Origin of the sequence: Streptomyces sp. NPDC058221, assembly GCF_042882365.1 — a bacterium.
Classification (GTDB): Bacteria; Actinomycetota; Actinomycetes; order Streptomycetales; family Streptomycetaceae; genus Streptomyces.
In genome coordinates, this window is sequence record NZ_JBHVWF010000038.1 from 25,420 (window position 1) to 46,100 (window position 20,681).

23 protein-coding genes are annotated in these 20,681 nt (G+C 71.9%); 12 read left to right on the forward strand and 11 right to left on the reverse strand.

Translation table 11 applies throughout. The annotated features are described in order from the left end of the window. The first annotated feature begins 24 nt into the window (after positions 1-24). On the forward strand, positions 25-645 hold the full coding sequence (locus ACFVW8_RS15160; RefSeq protein WP_389689928.1) for a TetR/AcrR family transcriptional regulator: 621 nt from the start codon (positions 25-27) through the stop codon (positions 643-645). Here ACFVW8_RS15160 and ACFVW8_RS15165 read toward each other — a convergent pair. Beyond that, a complete protein-coding gene (locus ACFVW8_RS15165) occupies positions 626-2,011 on the reverse strand; it encodes an MATE family efflux transporter (RefSeq protein WP_389689930.1) in 1,386 nt (461 codons plus the stop codon). The genes ACFVW8_RS15160 and ACFVW8_RS15165 overlap by 20 nt on opposite strands. Continuing rightward, on the reverse strand, positions 2,008-2,997 hold the full coding sequence (locus ACFVW8_RS15170) for a phosphotransferase family protein (RefSeq protein WP_389689932.1): 990 nt from the start codon (positions 2,995-2,997) through the stop codon (positions 2,008-2,010). Before ACFVW8_RS15170 ends, ACFVW8_RS15165 begins: the two co-directional genes overlap by 4 nt. 273 nt (positions 2,998-3,270) lie before the next feature. Between ACFVW8_RS15170 and ACFVW8_RS15175 the strand changes: the two genes are divergently transcribed. Together ACFVW8_RS15175 and ACFVW8_RS15180 are read left to right on the forward strand one after the other, a co-directional pair. Continuing rightward, on the forward strand, positions 3,271-4,056 hold the full coding sequence (locus ACFVW8_RS15175) for an N-acetyltransferase (RefSeq protein ID WP_389689934.1): 786 nt from the start codon (positions 3,271-3,273) through the stop codon (positions 4,054-4,056). Positions 4,057-4,072: 16 nt separating this feature from the next. Beyond that, a complete protein-coding gene (locus ACFVW8_RS15180) occupies positions 4,073-4,546 on the forward strand; it encodes a GNAT family N-acetyltransferase (RefSeq protein WP_389689936.1) in 474 nt (157 codons plus the stop codon). A gap of 25 nt (positions 4,547-4,571) precedes the next feature. On the opposite strand, the gene ACFVW8_RS15185 is transcribed toward ACFVW8_RS15180, so the two are convergent. From ACFVW8_RS15185 to htpX, 3 genes are read right to left on the reverse strand one after another with little or no spacing between them, the layout of a single operon-like run. Beyond that, positions 4,572-5,156, reverse strand: a complete 585-nt coding sequence (locus tag ACFVW8_RS15185) for a hypothetical protein (RefSeq protein WP_389689938.1) — start codon at positions 5,154-5,156, stop codon at positions 4,572-4,574. A 48-nt stretch (positions 5,157-5,204) separates the two neighbouring features. Next, positions 5,205-5,789, reverse strand: coding sequence for a hypothetical protein (locus tag ACFVW8_RS15190; RefSeq protein WP_389689940.1), 585 nt, complete (start codon positions 5,787-5,789; stop codon positions 5,205-5,207). Positions 5,790-5,839: 50 nt separating this feature from the next. Further along, entirely contained in the window at positions 5,840-6,751 is a 912-nt protein-coding gene (gene htpX, locus ACFVW8_RS15195) for a zinc metalloprotease HtpX (RefSeq protein ID WP_389689942.1), read from the reverse strand. 262 nt (positions 6,752-7,013) lie between these two features. Between htpX and ACFVW8_RS15200 the strand changes: the two genes are divergently transcribed. Next, a complete protein-coding gene (locus tag ACFVW8_RS15200; RefSeq protein ID WP_389689944.1) occupies positions 7,014-8,222 on the forward strand; it encodes a cytochrome P450 in 1,209 nt (402 codons plus the stop codon). Between the two features lie 42 nt (positions 8,223-8,264). Further along, positions 8,265-8,453 (forward strand): ferredoxin, encoded by a 189-nt coding sequence (locus ACFVW8_RS15205; RefSeq protein WP_389689946.1) that lies wholly within the window; start codon positions 8,265-8,267, stop codon positions 8,451-8,453. Between the two features lie 117 nt (positions 8,454-8,570). Here ACFVW8_RS15205 and ACFVW8_RS15210 read toward each other — a convergent pair whose 3' ends face one another. Further along, positions 8,571-9,269 (reverse strand): pyridoxal 5'-phosphate synthase, encoded by a 699-nt coding sequence (locus ACFVW8_RS15210; protein ID WP_389689948.1) that lies wholly within the window; start codon positions 9,267-9,269, stop codon positions 8,571-8,573. Between the two features lie 72 nt (positions 9,270-9,341). Between ACFVW8_RS15210 and ACFVW8_RS15215 the strand changes: the two genes are divergently transcribed. Continuing rightward, positions 9,342-9,620 carry a type II toxin-antitoxin system Phd/YefM family antitoxin gene (locus tag ACFVW8_RS15215; protein WP_389689950.1) on the forward strand — a complete coding sequence of 93 codons (279 nt, stop codon included), beginning with the start codon at positions 9,342-9,344 and terminating at the stop codon, positions 9,618-9,620. After that, positions 9,613-10,017: a type II toxin-antitoxin system VapC family toxin gene (locus tag ACFVW8_RS15220; RefSeq protein WP_389689952.1), complete on the forward strand. Its 405-nt coding sequence runs from the start codon at positions 9,613-9,615 to the stop codon at positions 10,015-10,017. The genes ACFVW8_RS15215 and ACFVW8_RS15220 overlap by 8 nt, the downstream gene beginning before the upstream one ends. A gap of 59 nt (positions 10,018-10,076) precedes the next feature. On the opposite strand, the gene ACFVW8_RS15225 is transcribed toward ACFVW8_RS15220, so the two are convergent. Next, positions 10,077-11,246, reverse strand: a complete 1,170-nt coding sequence (locus tag ACFVW8_RS15225) for an acetyl-CoA acetyltransferase (RefSeq protein WP_389689954.1) — start codon at positions 11,244-11,246, stop codon at positions 10,077-10,079. A 164-nt stretch (positions 11,247-11,410) separates the two neighbouring features. Between ACFVW8_RS15225 and ACFVW8_RS15230 the strand changes: the two genes are divergently transcribed. Both ACFVW8_RS15230 and ACFVW8_RS15235 read left to right on the forward strand, forming a co-directional pair. After that, positions 11,411-12,679: an acyl-CoA dehydrogenase family protein gene (locus tag ACFVW8_RS15230; protein WP_389689956.1), complete on the forward strand. Its 1,269-nt coding sequence runs from the start codon at positions 11,411-11,413 to the stop codon at positions 12,677-12,679. Next, on the forward strand, positions 12,679-13,176 hold the full coding sequence (locus ACFVW8_RS15235) for a nitroreductase family deazaflavin-dependent oxidoreductase (protein WP_389689958.1): 498 nt from the start codon (positions 12,679-12,681) through the stop codon (positions 13,174-13,176). The genes ACFVW8_RS15230 and ACFVW8_RS15235 overlap by 1 nt, the downstream gene beginning before the upstream one ends. Positions 13,177-13,309: 133 nt before the next feature. On the opposite strand, the gene ACFVW8_RS15240 is transcribed toward ACFVW8_RS15235, so the two are convergent. After that, the gene (locus ACFVW8_RS15240; RefSeq protein ID WP_389689960.1) at positions 13,310-13,957 is read right to left on the reverse strand and encodes a TetR family transcriptional regulator; all 648 of its coding nucleotides are present in this window, start codon (positions 13,955-13,957) and stop codon (positions 13,310-13,312) included. Positions 13,958-14,279: 322 nt separating this feature from the next. Here ACFVW8_RS15240 and ACFVW8_RS15245 point away from each other — a divergent pair, with 322 nt between their 5' ends. Both ACFVW8_RS15245 and ACFVW8_RS15250 read left to right on the forward strand, forming a co-directional pair. Beyond that, positions 14,280-15,080 carry a VOC family protein gene (locus ACFVW8_RS15245; RefSeq protein ID WP_389689962.1) on the forward strand — a complete coding sequence of 267 codons (801 nt, stop codon included), beginning with the start codon at positions 14,280-14,282 and terminating at the stop codon, positions 15,078-15,080. A 176-nt stretch (positions 15,081-15,256) separates the two neighbouring features. After that, on the forward strand, positions 15,257-17,677 hold the full coding sequence (locus ACFVW8_RS15250; RefSeq protein WP_389689964.1) for a serine/threonine-protein kinase: 2,421 nt from the start codon (positions 15,257-15,259) through the stop codon (positions 17,675-17,677). 381 nt (positions 17,678-18,058) lie between these two features. On the opposite strand, the gene ACFVW8_RS15255 is transcribed toward ACFVW8_RS15250, so the two are convergent. Further along, complete coding sequence (locus ACFVW8_RS15255) at positions 18,059-18,643, reverse strand: hypothetical protein (RefSeq protein ID WP_389689966.1); 585 nt, start codon at positions 18,641-18,643, stop codon at positions 18,059-18,061. Positions 18,644-18,898: 255 nt separating this feature from the next. Here ACFVW8_RS15255 and ACFVW8_RS15260 point away from each other — a divergent pair, with 255 nt between their 5' ends. Continuing rightward, positions 18,899-19,429, forward strand: a complete 531-nt coding sequence (locus ACFVW8_RS15260; protein ID WP_389689968.1) for a hypothetical protein — start codon at positions 18,899-18,901, stop codon at positions 19,427-19,429. Positions 19,430-19,447: 18 nt separating this feature from the next. On the opposite strand, the gene ACFVW8_RS15265 is transcribed toward ACFVW8_RS15260, so the two are convergent. Together ACFVW8_RS15265 and ACFVW8_RS15270 are read right to left on the reverse strand one after the other, a co-directional pair. Next, the gene (locus ACFVW8_RS15265; RefSeq protein ID WP_389689970.1) at positions 19,448-20,233 is read right to left on the reverse strand and encodes an enoyl-CoA hydratase/isomerase family protein; all 786 of its coding nucleotides are present in this window, start codon (positions 20,231-20,233) and stop codon (positions 19,448-19,450) included. 6 nt (positions 20,234-20,239) lie between these two features. Further along, positions 20,240-20,680 carry a Zn-ribbon domain-containing OB-fold protein gene (locus ACFVW8_RS15270; RefSeq protein WP_389689972.1) on the reverse strand — a complete coding sequence of 147 codons (441 nt, stop codon included), beginning with the start codon at positions 20,678-20,680 and terminating at the stop codon, positions 20,240-20,242. Position 20,681 lies beyond the last annotated feature (1 nt).

Genomic DNA, 20,681 nt, shown 5'->3' on the forward strand with positions numbered 1-20,681 from the left:
CACCGCCGCTGCGATGATGGCGGTATGTCTGATGCGGAAGCCAAGGTGCCTGCCTCTTCGCGTGGGTATGCGAAAGGGCGGGCGCGCCGTGAGCAGATCGTGACGACGGCTGCCGAGGTCTACGCGGACGTCGGCTATCACGGCGCCTCCCTGCGGGAGATCGCCAAGCGCGCCGGCCTCAGCCACGTGGGCCTCCACTACTACTTCCCCAGTCGCGAAGCGCTGCTGGCGGCAGTGCTGGAGCGCCGCGACGAGGAGGACACCGCACGGCTCGGACCGAAGGAGTACGCGCCCACGGCGGCGGTGCGGCATCTGGTGGATCTGGCCGATCACAATGCCCGGCATCCGGGGATCGTGGAGTTGTACGTGCGTCTCGCGGCGGAGGCGATCGCCGAGGACCATCCCGCGCACCAGTACTTCACGGATCACTACGGGACGACGCGCGAGTATGTGCACCGTGCGTTGCGGGAGCTGGCGGAGCAGGGGGCGTTGCGGGACGGGGTCGATCCCCGGGTGGCGGCGGCCGGGTTCGTGGCGCTGATGGACGGGTTGCAGGTGCAGTGGCTGACGAGTCCGGATGAGGTGGACATGGCCGGGGTGCTCCGTGCCCACCTGGAGCAGCTCCTCAGGGAGCCTTTGACGTAGCTCCCCGGAGGCCCTTCGACGTAGCTCCGCGGAGGCGTCGCAGCAGCAGGAGGGCGACAGCCGCTGTGGCCACCTCGCCCGCGGCCAGGGCGGTCCAGACACCTGTGGTGCCGAGTCGGCCGAGGGTGGCGATCAGGGGGACCTTGATCAGGAGCAGGCTGCCGATGGAGATGAGGTACGCGGGTGCCGGGCGGCCCAGCGACTGGGCGTAGGCCGCTACCAGGGGGCCGATTCCGGCGACGGTGAGCCCGATCGCGATGACCGGCAGTGCCTGTCCGGCGGTGTTGATGGTGTCGGCGTCGTTGAGGAAGAGGCCGGCCAGGGGTCGGGCCAGTGCGGCGAGGGCGGCGGCGGTGATCAGGCCGTACAGCACGGACGCGAGAAGCGAGTAGGTGCGGGCCTTGAGCGCACGGTCGGGCAGGCCGCGGCCGGTGTTGTAGCCGACGATGGGCTGCAGTCCCTGGCTGATGCCGGTGTGCGGCATCATCACGAAGGTCTGGAGCCGGGCGCACACGGCGTAGGCCGCGAGTGCGGTGGCCGAGCCTGCGGCCGTGAGGGTGGCGTTGACGAGGACGGCCAGGAGTGTGACACCGGTACCGGCCAGGAACGAGGGCAGGCCGACGCCCAGCAGTGCTCGCAGCGTCGGGCCGTGGGGCAGCAGGTCCCGTGCGGCGATGCGGTAGGGGCGGCGCCTCTGTACGAAGAAGAACCAGAGGCTCATCGCCGCGGACACGGCCTGGCCGCCGACGGTGCCGAGCGCGGCGCCCCGTACCCCCATGTCGAATCCGAAGATGAGCAGCGGGTCCAGGGTGATCTGTACGGCGACGGGCACGAGCCACAGCAGGGTCGAGAACCCCATGCGGCCCTCGGCCCGCACCAGGCTGGAGAAGCCGGTGGACACCAGGGCCCCGCACAGCAGCACCACGGCGTAGGGGCGGGCGGTCGCGCCCAGTTCGCCGGTGGCGCCGAGCAGGGTGAGCAGCGGGTCCAGGAAGGCCAGGCCGAGTGCGGTGGTGGCTGCGGCGCAGGCCCAGAACAGGGCGAAGGAGTTGCCCGCCGCGCGGGCGGCGGCCCGGTGGTCTCCCGTGCCCAGGGCGCGGGAGATCAGGGAGGCGCCGCCCGCGCCGACGGTGGTGGACACCGCGCCGAGGAGCAGCAGGAGCGGGGCGACCAGGTTGACCGCGGCCATGGCGGTGTCGCCCACGCCCCGGCCGACGAACCAGGCGTTGGTGAGGGCGTAGACGCCGTACACGCCGACCGCGGCGGTGGTCTGGGTGCAGGCGTGCCACAGCAGCCGGCCCACCGGCTCGGTGCCGAGCCGGGTCGTGTGGTCCGTGACGGCCCCCGGTGCCTGCGAGGAGGTCACTTGCGGGTGCGGCCGAGCAGTGCCATGGCCTCGTCGAGGCGGGGGCGGGCCCAGTCGTACTGCTTGGTGTCGGTGTGCCCGCGGTACACGGTTTCGATGACCATGATCAGTACCAGGTAGAGGCAGTAGAGGCGGCGGCGTGTCTGCTCGGTCCCGGTCAGCTCGCCGTGACCGTAGCCGCGCATGAAGGGTGCCGGGTCGCCGAAGGCGGCGGGCATCTGAGTGCCGGTGAAACCGGCCTCCATCAAGGGGTCGCCGTAGAAGGCGCGTTCGTGATCGATGACGCAGACGATCCTGCCGTCGCGGACCATGACGTTGCTTGCCCACAGGTCCCACTCCACCAGGCGGGCTTCGGTGACCTCGTCGAGGCTGTCGGCGTGTGCGGCCACGGCCGCGCGCACGGTGTCGTACTCCCAGCCGATGTCGACGCCGCGACGCTCGCCGTCGACGAGCACGTTCTCGGTCATGGTGGTGAACGCCTGCCGCCAGGTGGCATGGCCGGGCCCGGCCAGCGGGCCGAAGCGCTCACCGCGGACGGAGTTGATCTCCCGGTTGGCCGCGCCGAGCTGCTCCATCAGGGCATCCCGCTCGGTCGCGGGCAGCGTCTCGGCGATGATGCCGAGGTTGTCGGCGTCGATGTACGGCATGAAGAAGTAGTCGGCGTCGCACAGTTCGCGACTCCGGTCGGCGAAGTGGACGGCGGGGACGGGCACGGTGGTACGTGTCCTCAGCAGGTCCAGCGTGGCCAGTTCGATCGACATGGCGCCGTGCTCGTAGGTCATCACCTCCACCGCGGGCGGCGGGGCGATCTTCAGGACGACCTCGGCGCCGTCGCGCAGGCGGATGCGGTAGGCGACGTTGAACCAGCCGTGCCCCAGTTCACTCGCCCACCCGTCCCCGGCCGGGACCTGCCCGGCTCCGTAGGCGCGCTCGATCATGGCGCGCAGCACCTCGGGAGACTGCCTGTTCTTGGTGATGCTCTCCACTCTCGTTCCCTTCGTCGGCGGCGTGCCGGCCGCACGGCCCTCGGTGAGCGATCACAAATACTTAACACGTGGTAGAAATTCTGCGCCAGGGGGGCGGACGGGTTTCTCCGCACGGTCTGCGCGCCGTGCGACGGGGCCCCTGACCGGATTGCCGCCGCAGCCCCCACGACTTCGAGCCGGGCGCGGGGCGGACGTCCGCCCGGCGTGCCCGGGACCGGCCGGGTGGAGGCAAATGCGGTCGCGTCGGGCGGTGTTGCTCCATAGACTGCCCGCATGGCTGTAGCGGATCTTCAGCGCATCGTGGCCTTTCGCCTGTCCTTCGCCCGACGTCAGGCCGCGGTCGTGACCGAGGTTCCCGGCGGCGCGGTGGTCCTGGACGAGGAGTACGCGGCGTCGTACGAACACAACCAGCTCGTCATCGACGGAACGCCGGATCCTGCCGCGCTCCCCGCACTGGCCGAAAGCGCGCTCGGCCACCTGGATCACCGCCAGATCACCGTGCTCGACGACAGCACGGGTACGGACTGCGCACCCGTCCTCACCGCAGCCGGCTACGCCCATGTGAGCCAACTCGTCATGGCCCGCTACGGCTCCGCAGCGGCACCCGTATCCGTGCCCGCAGCCGGACCGCCCGCACAGTCGGTCGCTTTCGCCGAGCTGCGCCCCGCTCTGTTCAACCAGCTGCGCCGGTGGATGCCGCAGGAGGAGGACGCCGTGGTCGGCCAGCTCGCCGACCGCCGGACGGCCCGGCTCCGCGGCGCTGAGCAGGTTCGATTCCTCGCTGTCCGGGACGAGCACGGGACGGTCGGCGCCTGGGCCGACTTCTACTGCGACGCGGCCCAGGGGATCGCCCAGATCGAGGACGTAGTCACCGCTGACACCCATGTCCGCCGGGGCTACGCGGACACGCTTCTCGCCACGGCCCTCGGCTGCGCGCCGGACAGCGGCCTGGTCTTTCTCCTCGCCGACCCCGATGACTGGCCGCGCACCTGGTACGGCCGCCGTGGCTTCAAGCAGATCGGCCGCGTCCACGTATTCACCCGCACTCAGGGCACGTAGGCGAGGGACAGACAGCATGCTCTCCATGGACTCGGTGGAGCCCGGAGACTTCGCCGTGCGGCGCGCCGGTGATGCGGATGCCGATGCGCTGAGCCGGATCGATCCGATCGCGGCGGACGGCGACGAGGCGCGGTGCGAGAACATCCGCCGGTGGTGTCGGCAGGGCCTCGCGACCGTGGCCGAGGACGCGTCCGGGGCTCTCGGGTACTGCGTGGTGGAGTACACGTTCTTCGAGCAGGGCTTCGTCACCATGCTGATGGTGGCGCCGGCCGCCCGTGGCCGGGGCGTCGGTGCGCGGCTGCTGGCGGACGCTGCGGCAGCCTGCACCGCCCCGAAGCTGTTCACCTCGACGAACGTGTCCAACCAGCCGATGCAGCGCCTGCTGCGGCGAGCGGGATGGACGCCGGCCGGTCTGCTCCACGGACTGGACGAGGGCGACCCGGAGCTGTTCTACCTCTGCCCGTCGGGGCCGGTCGCCCCGCGCCTGTGACACGGCGGGAGCTGGACCGGTCGCGTCACTGCCCGGAGGTTCCCCGGACCCGGCCGGCCGTGGCGAAGTGGTGTTCCGTGGGCTTCAGCACCTCGTAGAAGTAGCCGAAGTACTCCGTTTCCGCCGTGCCGGTGAGCACCGCCAGCAAAAAGGCGAGGCATCCCGTCGCGTGGGGCTCCCAGAGCGGGCCCCGTCCCTCGTTGTAGAGCACGGTCCACTCGTCGGGGTGCTGACCCGGCCGTGCCAGCCAGTACAGGAACGCCCCCGAGCCCTCCTCGTACGCCCACGGCACGATGCGCGCACCGGTCTCCAGCAAGCCGTCGGGCTTCTCCTCGCCGGCCTCCCACAGGCCGGCGAGGGTCTCGATCCGTTCCGTGGCCTGCGCGCAAAGGTCCAACTCGGTGTCGGCGGAGCCGGGGACGAGCAGCCAGACCGTCTCGTCGAAGACGCCGGCCCCGTATGTCTCGACCAGCTGTTTGTAGTCGGCAGGCAGCGTCGTACCGAGAGCGCACTCCGCCTGCACCCAGTCCGGTGCGGGTGGCGGGTCGGAGGGCGGCGGGCACAGGCGGACGAGGGCGTCGAGGGCATCGAGGGCGTCGGAGGCGGCCATGGAGGGAGGCTAACCAACATCACCCGGCCCGCTTCCGCGGGCCCGCCCTCACAGCCCCGGCGCCCCCCACACCGGGAACCAGCGGGCCAGGTCCTTCTCCACCCGGAGGTCGTCCCCGAGGGCGGCCCGGACCTGCAGTTCGAGTTCGTTGTCGCGCTTCTCGCCGCTGCCCGGGACCGGGGCGAAGGGGTAGAACGTACCGCGCTTGTAGAGGTAGACCAACGCCAGTGGCCGTTCCCGCTCGTCCCGGAAGCCGATCAGCGAGCAGAGCAGCTGCGGGCCGAAGCCGCCGTCCTGGAGCAGGGTGTTGACCGCGTGCAGGTCGTTGACCAGGGCCGCGCTGTCCTCGGCGGGCTGCCGGGCGAGCAGCCAGGTGTAGCCGTAGGAGTCCCGGCTGAACTCCACGGGGATGCCGCCGCGTGCGGTGTCCGCGTCGAGCAGCTCCCGCACGTCCTGCTGGATACGGGAGAAGGTGGCGCCCTCCACACCCGCGAAGCACACCGAGCCGAGACCGGTCGGGACGAAACCCGTCGCCGCCTGGAGGGTCAGTGCGGCGGACGGGACGGCGAAGAGCTGGTCGAGGTCGGGGCGGACCGGCTTGCTGCGGCCCAGGATGGTGTCGAGCAGGCCCACGGACGTACTCCTCAAGGGGTCGGACATCAAGGCGGCAAGGCCTCAAGGGCTTACGGACGGGACAGGTCGGCGGAGATGCGGGCCAGCTGGTCGAGCCGCTGCTCCAGCGTCGGGTGCGAGGAGAGCAGCTTGCTCAGGCTCTCCTTGGAGGAGAAGGCCGGGACGAAGTAGAAGGCGTTGTACGCCTCCGCCTTCCGCAGGTCCTCCGTCGGGATCCGGGCCATCTGGCCGCTCACTTTGGTGAGGGCCGAGGCGAGGGCGGACGGGCGGCCGGTGAGCAGCGCGGCCGTGCGGTCGGCGGAGAGCTCGCGGTAGCGGGACAGCAGCCGGGTCAGCAGGAAGCTCAGGGCGTAGACCACCGCGCTGATGAGCGGGATCAGCATGATCGCGATGCCGATGGGGTCGTTGCTGCGGCTGTTGCGGGAGAAGCCGCCCCAGAGCGCCACCCGGGTGATGATGCCCGCGAGTACGCCGAGGAACGAGGCGATCGTCATGACGGCGACGTCCCGGTGCGCGACGTGCGACATCTCGTGGGCGAGGACGCCCTCCAGCTCCTCGGGCTCCAGTCTGCGCAGCAGGCCGGTGGTGGCGCAGACGAGGGCGGTCTTCTCGCTGCGGCCGGTGGCGAAGGCGTTCGGTACGTCGCTCTCGGCGATCGCGACCCGCGGTTTGGGCATGTCGGCGAGGGCGCAGATCCGGTCGATGGTGCCGTGCAGTTCCGGCGCCTGCTCGGGTGTCACCTCGCGGGCGCCCATGCTGAAGGCCGCGATGCGGTCGCTGAACCAGAACTGGGCGATGAACATGCCCCCGGTGATGATCAGGATGATCGGCCAGGCTCCACGCAGCACGGCGAGCAGGACGCCGACCAGGACCACGTACAGCAGGCCGATCAGGAACATGGTGGTGACCATGCGTGTGGTCAGGCCGCGGTCGGGGGCGTACCGGCTACGGGTTCGGGTCATGGGTGCCCTCCAGTCCAGTCCTCATCTGTCTCCCATAGTGCTCCTGTGCTGTTGAAATCGGATAAGGGCGGAGCGGAACCGCTGGATATGCGCGGCGGCGGGGCTGGTGCGTGTGGCCGGAACAGGGTCCGGAAGAGCGGTACGGGGCGGCACGGGATTCGGCCGGGGGAATTGGCCGAACAACGCCTAGCCCATCTAGGTGCCTGAGGCATCTAGTGGTGAGTGATCGGCAGGACGCCCCCATCGCATTGCGAGGTCCTCCATGGCAGAGACCGAGACCGTCACCTTTCCGCAGAACCGCACCTGCCCCTACCACCCGCCCACGGGATATCCGAGTGAGAGCCGGGGACAGCAGCCGGTGACTCCCGTCCGGTTCTTCAACGGCCGTACGGCGTGGCTGGTGACCGGGCACGCCGAAGCACGGTCCCTGCTGGTGGATCCGAGGCTTTCGTCGGACCGGGAGAACCCCGCGTTCCCGTTCTTCGCCCGGCGGCAGGCCGAGATCACCCAGCGGCGGGTGGAGCTGATCGGCGTCGACGATCCGGAGCACAACACGCAGCGCCGGATGCTGATCCCGAGCTTCACGGTCAAGCGGACGGTGGCCCTGCGCCCGCAGATCCGGGCGACCGTGGACAGCCTGCTCGACGCGATGGTCGAGCAGGGGCCGCCGGCGGATCTGGTCAACGCCTTCGCGCTGCCGGTGCCCTCCATGGTCATCTGCGCGCTGCTCGGGGTGCCGTACACGGACCACGAGTTCTTCGAGGCGCAGTCGCGCAAGCTGCTGCGCGGCCCGGAGGCCTCCGACGTCGAGGCGGCGCGCGACGAGCTCGACGCGTACTTCCGGGTACTGATCGGGCAGAAGCGGCGCGACCCCGGGGACGGGCTGCTCGACGAGCTGATCGCCAAGCAGCTGGAGACCGGTGCGACGGACGTCGAGGAGCTGGTGCGGCTGGCCGAGATCCTGCTCGTGGCGGGCCATGAGACGACCGCGAACATGATCTCGCTCGGCACCTTCACCCTTCTCCAGCATCCGGAGCAGCTGGCCGTGCTCCGCGAGGCCGGCGGGGACTCCGGCAGCGGGATGCCCGCCGCGGTGGAGGAGCTGCTGCGCTTCCTGTCCATCGCGGACGGTCTCTCGCGGGTGGCCGTCGAGGACATCGAGGTCGGCGGGGTGACTGTCCGGGCGGGAGACGGCGTCGTGCTGTCCACGGCGGTGATCAACCGGGACGAGGCCGTGTACCCGGCGCCGGACGAGCTGGACCTCGGCCGCAGCGCGCGCAATCACGTCGCTTTCGGGTTCGGAATCCATCAGTGCCTCGGCCAGAATCTGGCCCGGGCCGAATTGGAGATCGCGCTGCCCGCTCTCTTCGACCGGCTTCCCGGTCTGCGGCTTGCGGTGCCCGCCGAGGAAGTCCCGTTCAAACCGGGGGACACGATCCAGGGGCTCCTGGAACTGCCCGTGACGTGGTGACGGAAAATCGACCAGGGAAATCGGGAAAGAGGTCTTGCTGAGATGCGGATCGATATCGACAAGGACGTGTGTATCGGCGCGGGGCAGTGTGCGCTTGCCGCGCCGGAGGTATTCACCCAGGACGACGACGGGTTCAGTGAACTGCTGCCCGAATCCGGTGATGCCGTCGGCGGCCCGATGGTCGGTGTGGCGGCCCGTGCCTGCCCGGTGCAGGCGATCACCGTGAACTGAGCGGTCCGCCGGGGGAGTGCCCCGGTGATCGCGGTCCCGCGCCCTGCCCCGCCCGGCGCGGGCCCGCGCCTCTGCCCCGCCCCCTATCCGGGCGGGGCAGAGGGCGCCGCCGGCCGCTCAGGGCCAGAGCAGCTCCCGCTCCCAGGCCCCGGCGGCCCCTTCGTCCCCGGCGCCCCGGCGGTACCGCAGCCGGATGTGCCGCCGCCGGGCGTCGCCCTGGAAGAACTCGATCTCGCGCGGCTCGACGACGTACCGCGTCCAGCTCGGCGCCTGCGCGTCCGGTTCCTGCCGGGCCCGCTGCCAGGCGGCGTCCGAGGCCCGGTCGAGCTCTCCCGTCGAGCCCAGCACCTCGCTCTGCCGCCCCACCAGCGCGGAGGCCAGCGCCCCGGTGGAGCGGGCGTGCAGATCGGCCAGGCTCTCGGCGGCCGAGCACGCGGTGACCGGCCCCCGTACCCGTACCTGCCGCCCCTGCGCGGGCCAGTAGAAGCCGAGCGCGCCGTGCGGACGCCCGGTGAGCTGGCGGCCCTTCGCGCTGCCGGAGTGCGTGGCGAAGTGCCAGCCGCGCTCGTCCGCGTCGTGCAGCATCAGCGTCCGGACATCGGGCAGCCCCTGAGCGTCGGCCGTGGCCAGGGTCATGGTGTGCGGCTCGGCCTGCCCGGCGGCGACCGCCTCGGCGAACCAGGAGTGGAAGAGGGGGAGCGGGGTCTGCGGCGCGGCGGCCGGATCGAAGGCGGGCAGCTCGATGTCCCACACACGCTGGGCGTGGAGCAGGTCACGGAAGGCGCGCTGCGCGGGGGAAGCGGATGCATCGGTCATGCGGCCATTGCACCTCATGGGCCGGTGGCGAACGGTGTAGCACGATGAGACACGAGGCGCTACGCTGAAGAGATGAAGACCATCACGCAGCGCGAGTTCCGGAACCGGTCCGCGGATGTCATGAACGCTGTGGAGGAGGGCGAGATCTTCCACATCACCCGTAACGGGATAGAGGTCGCGGAGCTCCGGCCGCTCACGCGGAAGCGGAGGCTCGGCGCCGAGGAGCTGGTGGCCCGGCACCGGCGGCTTCCCCGCGTGGACGGTGCGCTGATGCGTCAGGAGGCGGACGAGCTCTTCGGCGGCGAGGACCGGGCCGGGGACGACGACCCGTGGGAGCGTACGCGTGGCTGAGCGCTACCGTGTGGGCGTGCTCGACACCTGCACGTACATCGACCTCGATCTGCTGAGTGCCGAGGATCTCCCTGCCTTTCCGGCGCTCACTGCCGTGACCATGGCCGAGCTGCAGCAAGGTGTGGCGATGGCCGGGGACCCGGCCGGGAGGGCGGCGCGGATGGAGAAGCTGGGCGCTGCCGTGGCCGACTTCGAACCGCTGCCCTTCGACGGGGATGCCGTTGCCCGATACGGGAGTCTGGTGTCCCTTGTCATCGCCGCAGGCCGCAACCCCCGCCCCCGGCGCATGGACCTGATGATCGCCTCCATCGCCTCGGTCAGGGGGTTGCCGCTCTTCACTCGGAACGCGGACGACTTCAAGGGGCTGGAGGGCGCTCTCACCGTCGTCGCCGTCTGAGGCGGCCGTCGCCGCCGGAATACGCGGTCACGCCGCCCCGCCCCCTCACCCCCGCCCCCTCACCCCCGCCCCAGCACCACCGTCCCCGACGAGCAGAACCAGCCGCCCGTCCCCGACGCCACCGCCAGCTCCGGCAGCCGGCCCCCCGCCCTGCGCACCTGGCGTTCCCCGGCCTCGCCGCGCAGCTGGCGTACCGCCTCCACCAGCAGGAACAGTCCGCGCATCCCGGGGTGGCAGGCGGACAGGCCGCCGCCGTCCGTGTTGACCGGGAGTTCTCCGGACAGTCCCGTGCGGCCCTTCTCGACGAACGCGCCGCCCTCGCCCTTCGCGCAGAAGCCCAGGTCCTCCAGCGTCACCAGCGTCATATAGGTGAAGGCGTCGTAGATCTCGGCCAGGTCGATGTCGGCCGGCCGCACCCCCGCCCGCTCGAAGGCGAGGCGGCCCGAGACGGCGGCGGGGGAGACCGTGAAGTCGTCCCACTCGGACATCGTGGAGTGCGAGACGTGTTCGCCGGTACCGAGGATCCAGACCGGGTCCTTCGCCGTGTCCGGCACGTACTCCTCGGCCGCCAGCAGCACCGCGCAGCCGCCGTCGCTGCGGATGCAGCAGTGCAGCTTGGTGAACGGGTCGGCGATCATCGGCCCCGACAGCACCTCGTCCACCGTCACCGGGTCGCGGAACATCGCGTCCGGGTTGGCCGCCGCGTTGGCGCGTGCCTGCACCGCCACCTCGGCCAGCTGCTCCAGGGTGGTGCCGTACTCGTGCATGTGGCGGCGGGCGGCCATCGCGTACTTGGCGATCAGCGAGTGCCCGTACGGCACCTCGAACTGGAGCGGTCCGCGGGCCCCGAAGGAGAGGTTGGACGTGCGGCGGCCCGCCTTGATGTCCGCCCGTGCCGTCGACCCGTACACCAGCAGTACCGCGTTGGCGTGGCCCGCCGCGATGGCGTCCGCCGCGTGGGCCGCCATCACCTCCCAGGTCGAACCGCCGACCGCGGTGGAGTCCACCCAGGTGGGTTTCAGGCCCAGGTATTCGGCGACCTCGACCGGGGCGAGTGTGCCGAGCCCGGCGGAGGCGAAGCCGTCGACGACCGACCGGTCGAGCCCCGAGTCGGCGAGCGCCCGGCGGGCGGCCTGGGCGTGCAGGGCGTACGGCGTGGCCGTGTCGACGCGTCCGCAGTCGGCGAGGGATATGCCGACGACAGCGACCTTGCGGTGGGAAGAGGGCATGAATCTGACGGTACATCAGATTCGGGGAGGCGAACCGGCTTGCCCGACCGGGATCTTGCGAGGCCCGTCACGGTGCGCGACTCTGGGCATCTCGCGGAATCACCCCTAGCATGACGGATCGTCAGATCGGAGGCCGTCGGCCTCCGAGGGGAAGGAGTCCGACGATGGATGCCGCCTTCACCGCGGAACAGGACGAGATCCGCCGCACCGTGCGCGAACTGCTGGCCAGACACAGCGGCCCCGACGACGTCAGGAAAGCCGTGGATACGCAGGACGGCTACGACGCCGAGCTGTGGCGCCGGCTCTCCGAGGACGCCGGGCTGCCGGGACTCGCCCTACCGAAGGAGTACGGAGGCGCCGGCCGCGGCCCCGTCGAGCTCGCCGTCGTCTGCGAGGAGACGGGCCGCGCGCTGCTGCCGTCCCCGCTGCTCGCCACCGCTGTACTCGCGGCGCCCCTGATCCTCGCCCTCGGCACGAAGGCGCAGCGCGCCGCCCTGCTGCCACCCGTCGCGGCGGGCGGGCTCACCGCGGCGCTGGCCGTCCCCGGCGGCTCGCTCCCCACCGCCCTCGGCCTCACCGGCGACCTGACCGGCGGCAGCTGGGCGGGCGGTGGCCGGGCGGGCGGCGTACAGGCCCGGCAGGCCGGTGACGGCGGGGCGTGGCGGCTGTACGGGGAGGCGGTCCAGGTGCTGGACGGGCACCGGGCCGGACTGCTCCTGGTGGCCGCGCACGCAGGCGGCTTCCCGCGCAGCCGCACCCTGCTGTTCCTGGTCCGGACGGACGGGCCGCAACCGCCCGCCGGACTCGTCCGCACCCGCCAGCCCTCGCTCGACAGGACCCGGCCGCTCGCCCGCATCCAGCTGCGCGACACCGAGGCCGAGCTCCTCGGCGCCGATGCCACCGTGGACGTCACGGCGGCCCTCGCCGTGGCCGGCCGCACGGCAGCCGCGGCGCTCGCCGCCGAGGCGGTGGGGGCGGCGGCGACCGCGTTGGAGAGGACGGTCGCCCACGTCGGGGAACGTGAGCGGTTCAGCCGCGCAGCCGGCTCCTTCCAGGCCGCGAAGCACCGCCTGGCGGATCTCTACGTACGGGTGCGGTCGGCCCGCTCGGCGGCGTACTACGCGGCCTGGGACCAGGAGGCCGGCGGGCTCGCCCTCGCCCAGGCGCTCGAAGTCCTGCGGGTCACCACGGCCGAGGCCGTGCAGCTGCACGGGGGCACCGGCCTCGGCTGGGAGCGGGACGCACAGCCGTACTCCGAGCGGGCCGCCGCCGACGAGCTGCTCCTGGGTCCCGTCCACCGGCTCCGCGACCACGCGGCCGAGCAGGCCGGACTCTTCGGGCCGGAAGGCCGGGGCGGGGCGGGACCGACCGGGCAGGGACAGTCGGGGCAGGGACCGGCCGGGCAGGGACCGGCCGAACGGGTGGCGGTCTGATGGCGCCCGGCGTCCGCCTCGTCCAGAAGGTCTCCGCCACCCGCACCTTCGCGCGGATCGCGCCCCATCTCGTACCGGCCATGGACCGCACCGTCCACCGGCTCACCCGCGGCCGGGTGCTGCTCAGCGCGCAGATGCTGCCGGGGGTGATCCTGACGGTGCCGGGGGCGCGCAGCGGTCAGCTCCGGACCACCCCACTGGCCTGTATGCCGGAGGGCGGGGAGGGTGACGCGGGCGGCTGGATACTGGTCGGCAGCAACTTCGGCCGTACGGGGCATCCGGCCTGGACCGCGAATCTGCTGGCACATCCGGAGGCGGCCGCCATCAGCTGGAAGGGCCGCGACATCCCGGTACGGGCCCGGCTGCTGGAGGGCGCCGAACGGGCGGTCGTGTGGGAGGCGGCGCTGAGGTTCTGGCCGCCCTACGCGGCGTACCAGGCGCGGATCGACCGGGAGATCCGGCTGTTCCGGCTGGAGCGGCGCGACGGCACGGAGTGAGCGGGGTGCGCACCCACGACTGTGTCCGGGTACGCCGACGGCGGACCACATGCGTGGTCCGCCGTCGGTGAGACAGGACCTGGGGCGCCCGGGATCACCGCGCGTCACCCAGTACGGGAATCCGGCGCGGGCGCTACTTCGTCGGCTTCTTGCCGGTGATGCCCAGATGTACCAACAGTGCGAGGTTCGGCCTGAGTTCGGCCTGCTTCACGCCCCAGGTGGTGAAGCCCTTCTGGTGCGAGGCGACCGCGGCCAGCATCGCCACCAGGGAGCCGGCCATCGCCGCCGGGCTGACGTCCTTGTCCACCTTGCCCTTGGCCTGCAGCTCCTTCACCGAATCCGTAAGGGAGTTGGTGACGGAGTTGAGGATCTTCATACGGATCTTGTAGAACCGCTTGTCGCCCTCGGCCGCGCCGAGGTCGACCACGCGCAGGATCGCGTCGTTGCGCCGCCAGAAGTCGAGGAAGCCCTCGACCAGTTCTTCGGCGGTCTGCCAGCCCGACTTGCCGACCCAGGAGCGCCCGGCGACCAGTTCGGTCAGGCCGGCACCCTCCTTGGCCATTTCTTCGGCGATCTCGAGGACGGCGCCCTCGACGTCGGGGAAGTACTGATAGAAGGTCGCGGGTGAAGTCCCCGCCTTCCGGGCGACGTCGATGACTTTGACGTCCCGGTACGGCGAGGAGCTGAGCATCTCGCTGAGGCAGTCGAGCAGCTTCTGCCGCGTCGCCTGTCCGCGTCGACCGGCCACGCGGCCGTCGACGGTGCGTACTTGTCCTGTCATGCCGTCAGCTTACCGACGGGTGATCGGAGCGCGATTCGGCCGACTGCAAATGGGGAGTGCCGCAGGCGTGGTGGGGGGAGTGCGGGGATATCCGGTGAAGTGCGCCGCGGTGCCGCGCATGGTTGCCCACAGTCTGATTAGTGTTATCAACAGCCTGTGGATAACTTCCGTGGATAACTTTCCGTGACGGTGCCGTTCAAGGTGCCGCTCGGGAGCTCGATGTCGAAAATGCGTTCGAGCCGGAGGGGTTGGGGCGCGCAGGCCCGGCCACACGGCTACGTTGGGTGTGACGAGCGTCACCACGACGGAAGGATCCGGGCCCATGGCCGCATTCGCGCAGTCCGCGCCGTGCTGGGTGGATGTGCAGCTCCCCGACCTGGAAGCGGGCAAGCGCTTCTACGGTGAGCTCTTCGGCTGGACCTTCCGGGCGGGTGACGGGCCCTACGCGGACGCCCTCAGCAAGGGGGCCCTGGTCGCCGCGCTCGCCGCCAAGCAGGACGGCCGGATGCCGACCGCCTGGGGCGTCTACTTCGCCACCGACGACATCAGCGCATCCGTCGCCCGGATCCGGGAGGCGGGCGGCCAGGTGATCACCGAGCCGGTCCGGTCCGGCCGGTCCGGGGTGCTCGCCCAGGCCGCCGACCCGGGCGGTGCGGTCTTCGGCCTCTGGCAGGCGGGCGAGCGCAAGGGCTTCCAGAAGCAGAACGAGCCGGGATCCTTCTGCTGGACCGAGGTCTACACCCGGCAGAAGGAGCGCGTCGACCCCTTCTACGAACAGGTCTTCGGCTTCCGCTCCACCGATCCGGACGAGGCCGGGGCGGGCGCTCCGGGGACCGACGAGGCGGGCGTCGACTTCCGGATGTGGTCGCCGGCCGGTACGGAACCCGGGCCGGACACCGCGGTCGGCGGGCGCAGCGTCATCACCGACGCGTTCCCCGCCGTGATGCCCAGCTACTTCCTCAACTACTTCGCCGTGGCGGACTGCGACGCGTCTGCCGACGCGACCGTCCGGCTCGGCGGCCGGGTCTCCGCACCGCCCTTCGACATCCCCTACGGGCGGATGGCGGTCCTCCAGGACGACCAGGGCGCCGTGTTCGCCGTACTTCAGCCACCGGTGTCCTGATACGGCCCGGAGTGAGCCATGACACCCGGATCTGCCCCCGGGTTCGCAACCGGGGCCTCGGCCAGGAACAATCAGGGTGCGCACCGCCGGGTGGTGCCCAGGGGTGAGACGCTGCACAGGGCGGGTTTTTCGCGGGCCTCTGTCGACTGAGGTCCGTACGGGGAGGTGGCAGGCAAGTGGAGCAGCTGACGCAGCACGACCCGAGGCGGATCGGCCCGTTCGAGGTGCTGGGACGGCTCGGGGCCGGCGGCATGGGGCTGGTCTATCTCGCCCGCTCGGCGTCGGGCCGACGGGTGGCGATCAAGACGGTGCGCACGGAGCTGGCCGAGGACCAGCTGTTCCGGGTCCGCTTCACGCGTGAGGTGGAGGCCGCCCGCGCGGTCAGCGGTTTCTACACGGCCGCCGTGGTCGACGCCGATCCGCGCGCCGCGGTGCCCTGGCTCGCCACCGCCTATGTGCCGGCGCCCTCGCTCGAGGAGATAGTGAACGAGTGCGGGCCGATGCCGACCCAGGCCGTGCGCTGGCTGGCGGCGGGCATCGCCGAGGCCCTGCAGTCCATCCACGGGGCCAAGCTCGTGCACCGCGACATGAAGCCGTCGAACGTGCTCGTCGTCGAGGACGGCCCGCGGGTGATCGACTTCGGGATCGCGTCCGGTGTCTCCAACACCCGGCTCACCATGACGAACGTCGCCGTGGGCACGCCGGCGTACATGTCGCCGGAGCAGGCGCGTGACTCGCGCAGTGTCACGGGCGCCAGCGACATCTTCTCGCTCGGCTCGACGCTCGTCTTCGCCGCGACCGGCCATGCGCCGTTCCACGGGGCCAACCCGGTCGAGACGGTCTTCATGCTGCTGCGCGAGGGCCCCGACGTCACCGGTCTGCCGGACGATCTGCGGCCGCTGATCGAGTCCTGTATGCAGATGGAGGCGTCGCGCCGGCCCACCCCCGCCGAGCTGCAGTCCCAGCTCGCCCCGCATCTCTTCGCCTCCGGCGGCGACGACAGCGGTACGGCGTCGGCCTGGCTGCCGACCGTCGCCACCGAGATGATCGAGCAGCGCCGCGGCGGTGGCCGCGCGGTCGCTCCGCCGCCGGCGTCGCCCGCGCCGGTGCCGGCGCCCGTGCCGCCGCCCCCGGTCGATCCGCCCGGCTCCGACGGGGACACCGGCTGGCGGAGCGGTGCGGACCTGCGCTCGTCGGTCTCCCCGCCCGTTCCGCCCGCCCCGCCGGTTCCGTCCCCGGAGGCGCCCGACGCGGGTGGCCCGGTGCGGCTCTCCGGTGCGCAGGTGCCGATCGGTCCCGGTCCGCTCGCCCAGGACGTACGCGCCTCCGCGGCCGTCGCCGAGGCCGCTCCGGCGACCGGCTGGGTGCGCCCGCCCGCCGGGATGAACGGCGCGGGGCCGGCCGCCCCGGCCCCCGTCCCCGCCCCGGCGCACGCGCCCGACAGCGCGCCCTCCGCTCCGGACCGCTGGCGGCCGTGGCGGTTCCGGATGTCGAACGACGTGTGGGGCACGCCGGTCGTCGTCGGCGACCTGTTGTACGTCACGTCCTTCGAGGTGCATGCGCTGGACACCGGCAACGGGCGGCGCCAGTTCAAGACCCGTGACGTGGCCTGGGCGATGGCCGTGGACGGCGGCCGCATCCACGCCTCCGACGGCCCGTCGCTCTACGCCCTGGACGCGGTCTCCGGCGCCGAGCGGTGGCGGCTGCAGACCGATGCGTGGGTGTACTCGCTCAGGGCCGACCGCGGCACGGTCGTCACCGGCACCCGGGGCGGCGGCGTCCAGGCGTGGGAGGCGTCCAGCGGGGAGAAGCTCTGGGAGACCACCGGCGCGCAGACGGACTTCGAGACCTCGGAGGCCGGTCCGGCGGTCCACGACGGCACGGTCTACCTCTGGCAGGACGCCCGGCTGCGGGCCGTCGACGCCCGTACGGGCATCGAGCGCTGGTCGTACCCGGTCGGCGACGCGGCCTCGTGCGGCGGTGTGCCGGTCCGGGTGACCCCGGCGCCGGACGGCTATGTGTACGTCTCGGCGGGAACCCGGGTTCTCGCGGTGGACATCGCCTCCGGGCGGGTGCGCTGGCACTTCGAGTCGCCGGCGGTCTTCCTGTCGCCGCCCGCGTTCGCGCCCGGCCCGGCGGTCACCGGCGGCGGGGTGTATCTCGCGGACTACCTCGGCACGGTGTACGCCCTGGACGCCTCGACCGGCAAGGACCGCTGGCGCATCGCCACGGAGTCCCGGCAGTCGGTCGAACCGGTGCTGGTGGCGACGGGGAACGTCCATGTCGGCAGCGGCAGTGCGCTGTACACGCTGGACGCGGTGACCGGAACTCCGAAGTGGCGCTTCGCCGCGGGCGGTGACGTGGTGGGCGCGCCGGTCGTCGCCGACGGCCGGGTCCACTTCGGCTCCGCGGACCACGTGCTGTACACCCTGGACGCGGCGGGCGGCCAGCTTCGCTGGAAGCTCGCCACGGGCGGGGAGATCACGGGGTCGCCGGTGGCGCAGGGCGGGGTGGTGTACGCGTGCAGCAAGGACCGCTGCGTGTACGCGCTGGACGCCCGGAAGGGCACCGGCACAGGCAACCGCCCCCGCGCGTAGGACCCGTCCCCAACGTGTGCGGCCATCCTCCAGCCTGTCCGGCGTTTGAGGACGGAACCGGTGGTGTGGTGGGCGGCTACCCCCCAGCCTGTCCGGCGTTTGAGGACGGAACCGGTGATGTGGTGGGCGGCTACCCTCCAGCCTGTCCGGCGTTTGAGGACGGAACCGGTGATGTGGTGGGCGGTGCGGAGGGGTGCGGGTTGCGTCCGGTGGCCGCTTTGTCCTCAATCGCCGGACGGGCTTGAGTGGGTGGCCGCTTCGTCCTCAATCGCCGGAAGGACCGGAAGGGCCGGAAGGGCTGGAAGGGCCGGAAGGGCTGGAAGGGCCGGACAGGCTGAAAGGGCCGGACGGGCTGGAGTGGGTGGCCGCTTCGTGACGGGCTCACGAGGTAGGCCGGTCGTCCGGGCCCGGGGCCGGGCCCACGTACGGGTCGGCCTCCGGCTCCGGCCACGGACTCGTCTGCACCGACGGCCCCGGCTCCCGAGTCGGCGGCCACGTGTCCGGCGAAGCCGACCCCGGCGCCGCATACGGCTCCGCCGGCCGCGAACGCCGCTTCCGCCGCCCCGACATCAGCACCGCCCCCAGAAGCAGCAGCACCCCGCCGCCCAGCGCGCCCGCCACCCCCTCCTGCAGCCCGTGGCCGTCGCCCGTGACCGTGAGGCTGCCGGCGGCCTGGCCCTGGCGGACCATCCACAGCACCGTGAAGCCGAGCACCACCACACCGGCCAGGGCCACCAGCAGCCGGGACCGCAGCAGCACGCCGACGACCGTCACGGCCGCGGCGAAGAGAAAGGGCAGCAGGATCGAAGCGAACACACCGGGATGCGCCCCGGTGACCCCCGTGAAGAGGTCGCCGATCCGGTAATGCCGCCCGAGGCGGCCGTCGTACCAGTCACGGAAGGGGCTCAGTACGGCGGCCGCCGCTCCGGCGAGAGCGACGATCGAGCCGAGGACGTCACGGATCATCTCCGCCTCCTGCGGGGGCGGCGTGCGAGGCGTCACCGGCCGGCGACACCTACCGGCACCGCTCTCGTCTCGACGCTACGCCGGGGGAATGACCCCCGCCACCAGGCGACGCACGGGCGGACCGGCAGACCATGACGAGATCGTGACAGGGCCATGACCGGGCCGCCGGTCGGTACGGGCCATGCTGTGCGCTACGGTGTCGCGCGGCCGTCCGTCGGCGGCACGTACACAGACAAAAACAGGGGGGCGGCATCGATGATGCGGCAGCACATGAAACTCACGGTGGTCCTGGTCGCGGTGGTCCTCGCGCTCACGGGCTTCTCCAGCTCCAGCCACGGCAGCAAGAGCAAGAGCCGCAAGTCCAGCAGCAGCAGCGGCGGCGGGTGCTCCAACTCCAAGAAGAGCAACGGCTCCTACCACCGCACCAATCGCAACTACGGCTCGTCCAGCGGCTCCACCTCCGGCTCCAACTCCAGCAGGTCGACCCCGAGCGCCACCGCGACGAGCGCTCCCCGGGCGTACGTATTCCGCTGCGCGACGCCCGCGAAGGGCGCGAGTAAGGCCGTCACCACCTCCACGGTGCGGCTCACCGCGAGCGCGTCCGGCAGCCACACGTACGAGGTGAACGTGAGCTTCCTCGACGCGATGGGCACTGCCGTCGACACCGGTGTGGCGACCGTGCAGGCGAACGGCGGCCAGACGAAGACCGTCTCCGTCCCGATGGTCACGCCCAGCCAGGTCTACCGGGTGAAGAAGTGCTCGGTCACCGCCACGCTCAACTACTGACGGACGACGCCCCGGCGCTCACCGCAGCCGGAATCCGGCACCACCGGCCCCCCTGCCCCGCCCCTCGAACAGCTCGGCCTGCCGCTCCGGCGGCAGATTGCCGAGCCCGATCAGGTGCGGGGCATGGGCCAGTGCCTGCGCTCTCGCCGCCTCCTTCGCGGACCAGACCGCCCGTACCGTCCCCTGCACCGCCCCGGTCGGGTACGAGGCGATGACCTCCGCCGCCCGCAGCGCCGCCGCCACCGCGCCGCCGGCCGCGGTGACCTCGCTGACCAGCCCGGTCTCGTACGCCCGGCGGGCCGTGAGCCGTTCGGCCGTCCCCATCAGGGACATCCGGGCGACCTCACCGAACGGCATCCGCTGCGCCATCGAGATCGCCTCGTACGCGCTGACCATGCCGTACGTGGTGTGCGGGTCGAAGAACGTCGCCTCTTCGGAGGCGATGACGAACTCCGACTCGCCCAGCAGGTAGAACGCCCCGCCGCAGGCCATCCCCTCCACGGCCGCGATCACCGGCTTCCACAGGTCGTTCGCCTTCGGCCCGATCGCGATCAGCGGATCGTCGATCGTGTAAGGGGAGGGAGGCTGCGGGACCTCCACGCCCCGGTCGATCCCGGTACAGAACGCCCGGCCGCCCGCGCCGGTCACGACGACGGCCCGCACCTCCTCGTCGTACCGGAACGCCCGCCAGGCCGCGGCCAGTTCGGCAGCCGTGGCGAGGTCGATCGCGTTGTGCCGGTCCGGCCGGTCCAGGGTGAGCAGTGCGACCCCGGTCTCCTTGTCCCGCTCTGTGCGCAGCACCATCGCCCCTCACCGCTCCAGCAGCCAGCGGACCAGGTTCACCTCGGGGGAGACGGGGCAGAAGACCGCCTTCACCCCTGCCCCGATCCGCAGCCGGCCCGGGTCCACCGAGTTCAGCGGCGCGTCGGGCCCGCTCACCACATTGCCGACCAGCCGGATCTCCGGGGCGTCGGCCAGTTCGACCACCACGGCGTTGTACGGCGCCTGCGCCGCGTAGGCCGGCAGCAGCGGCGGATGCGGCAGCACGTACGACCAGATGCGGCCACGCCCGCTCATCACCCGCCACTCGCTCTCGAAGGACTGGCAGTGCGGGCAGCACGGCCGGGGCGGGAAGCGGAGCCGTCCGCAGTCCGGGGCGGCGCACGCCTGGACGCGCAGTTCACCGCGGGCCGCGTACTCCCAGAAGGGTGCGCCGTCCTCGTCCACGACGGGCAGCAGCAGTCCATCCATC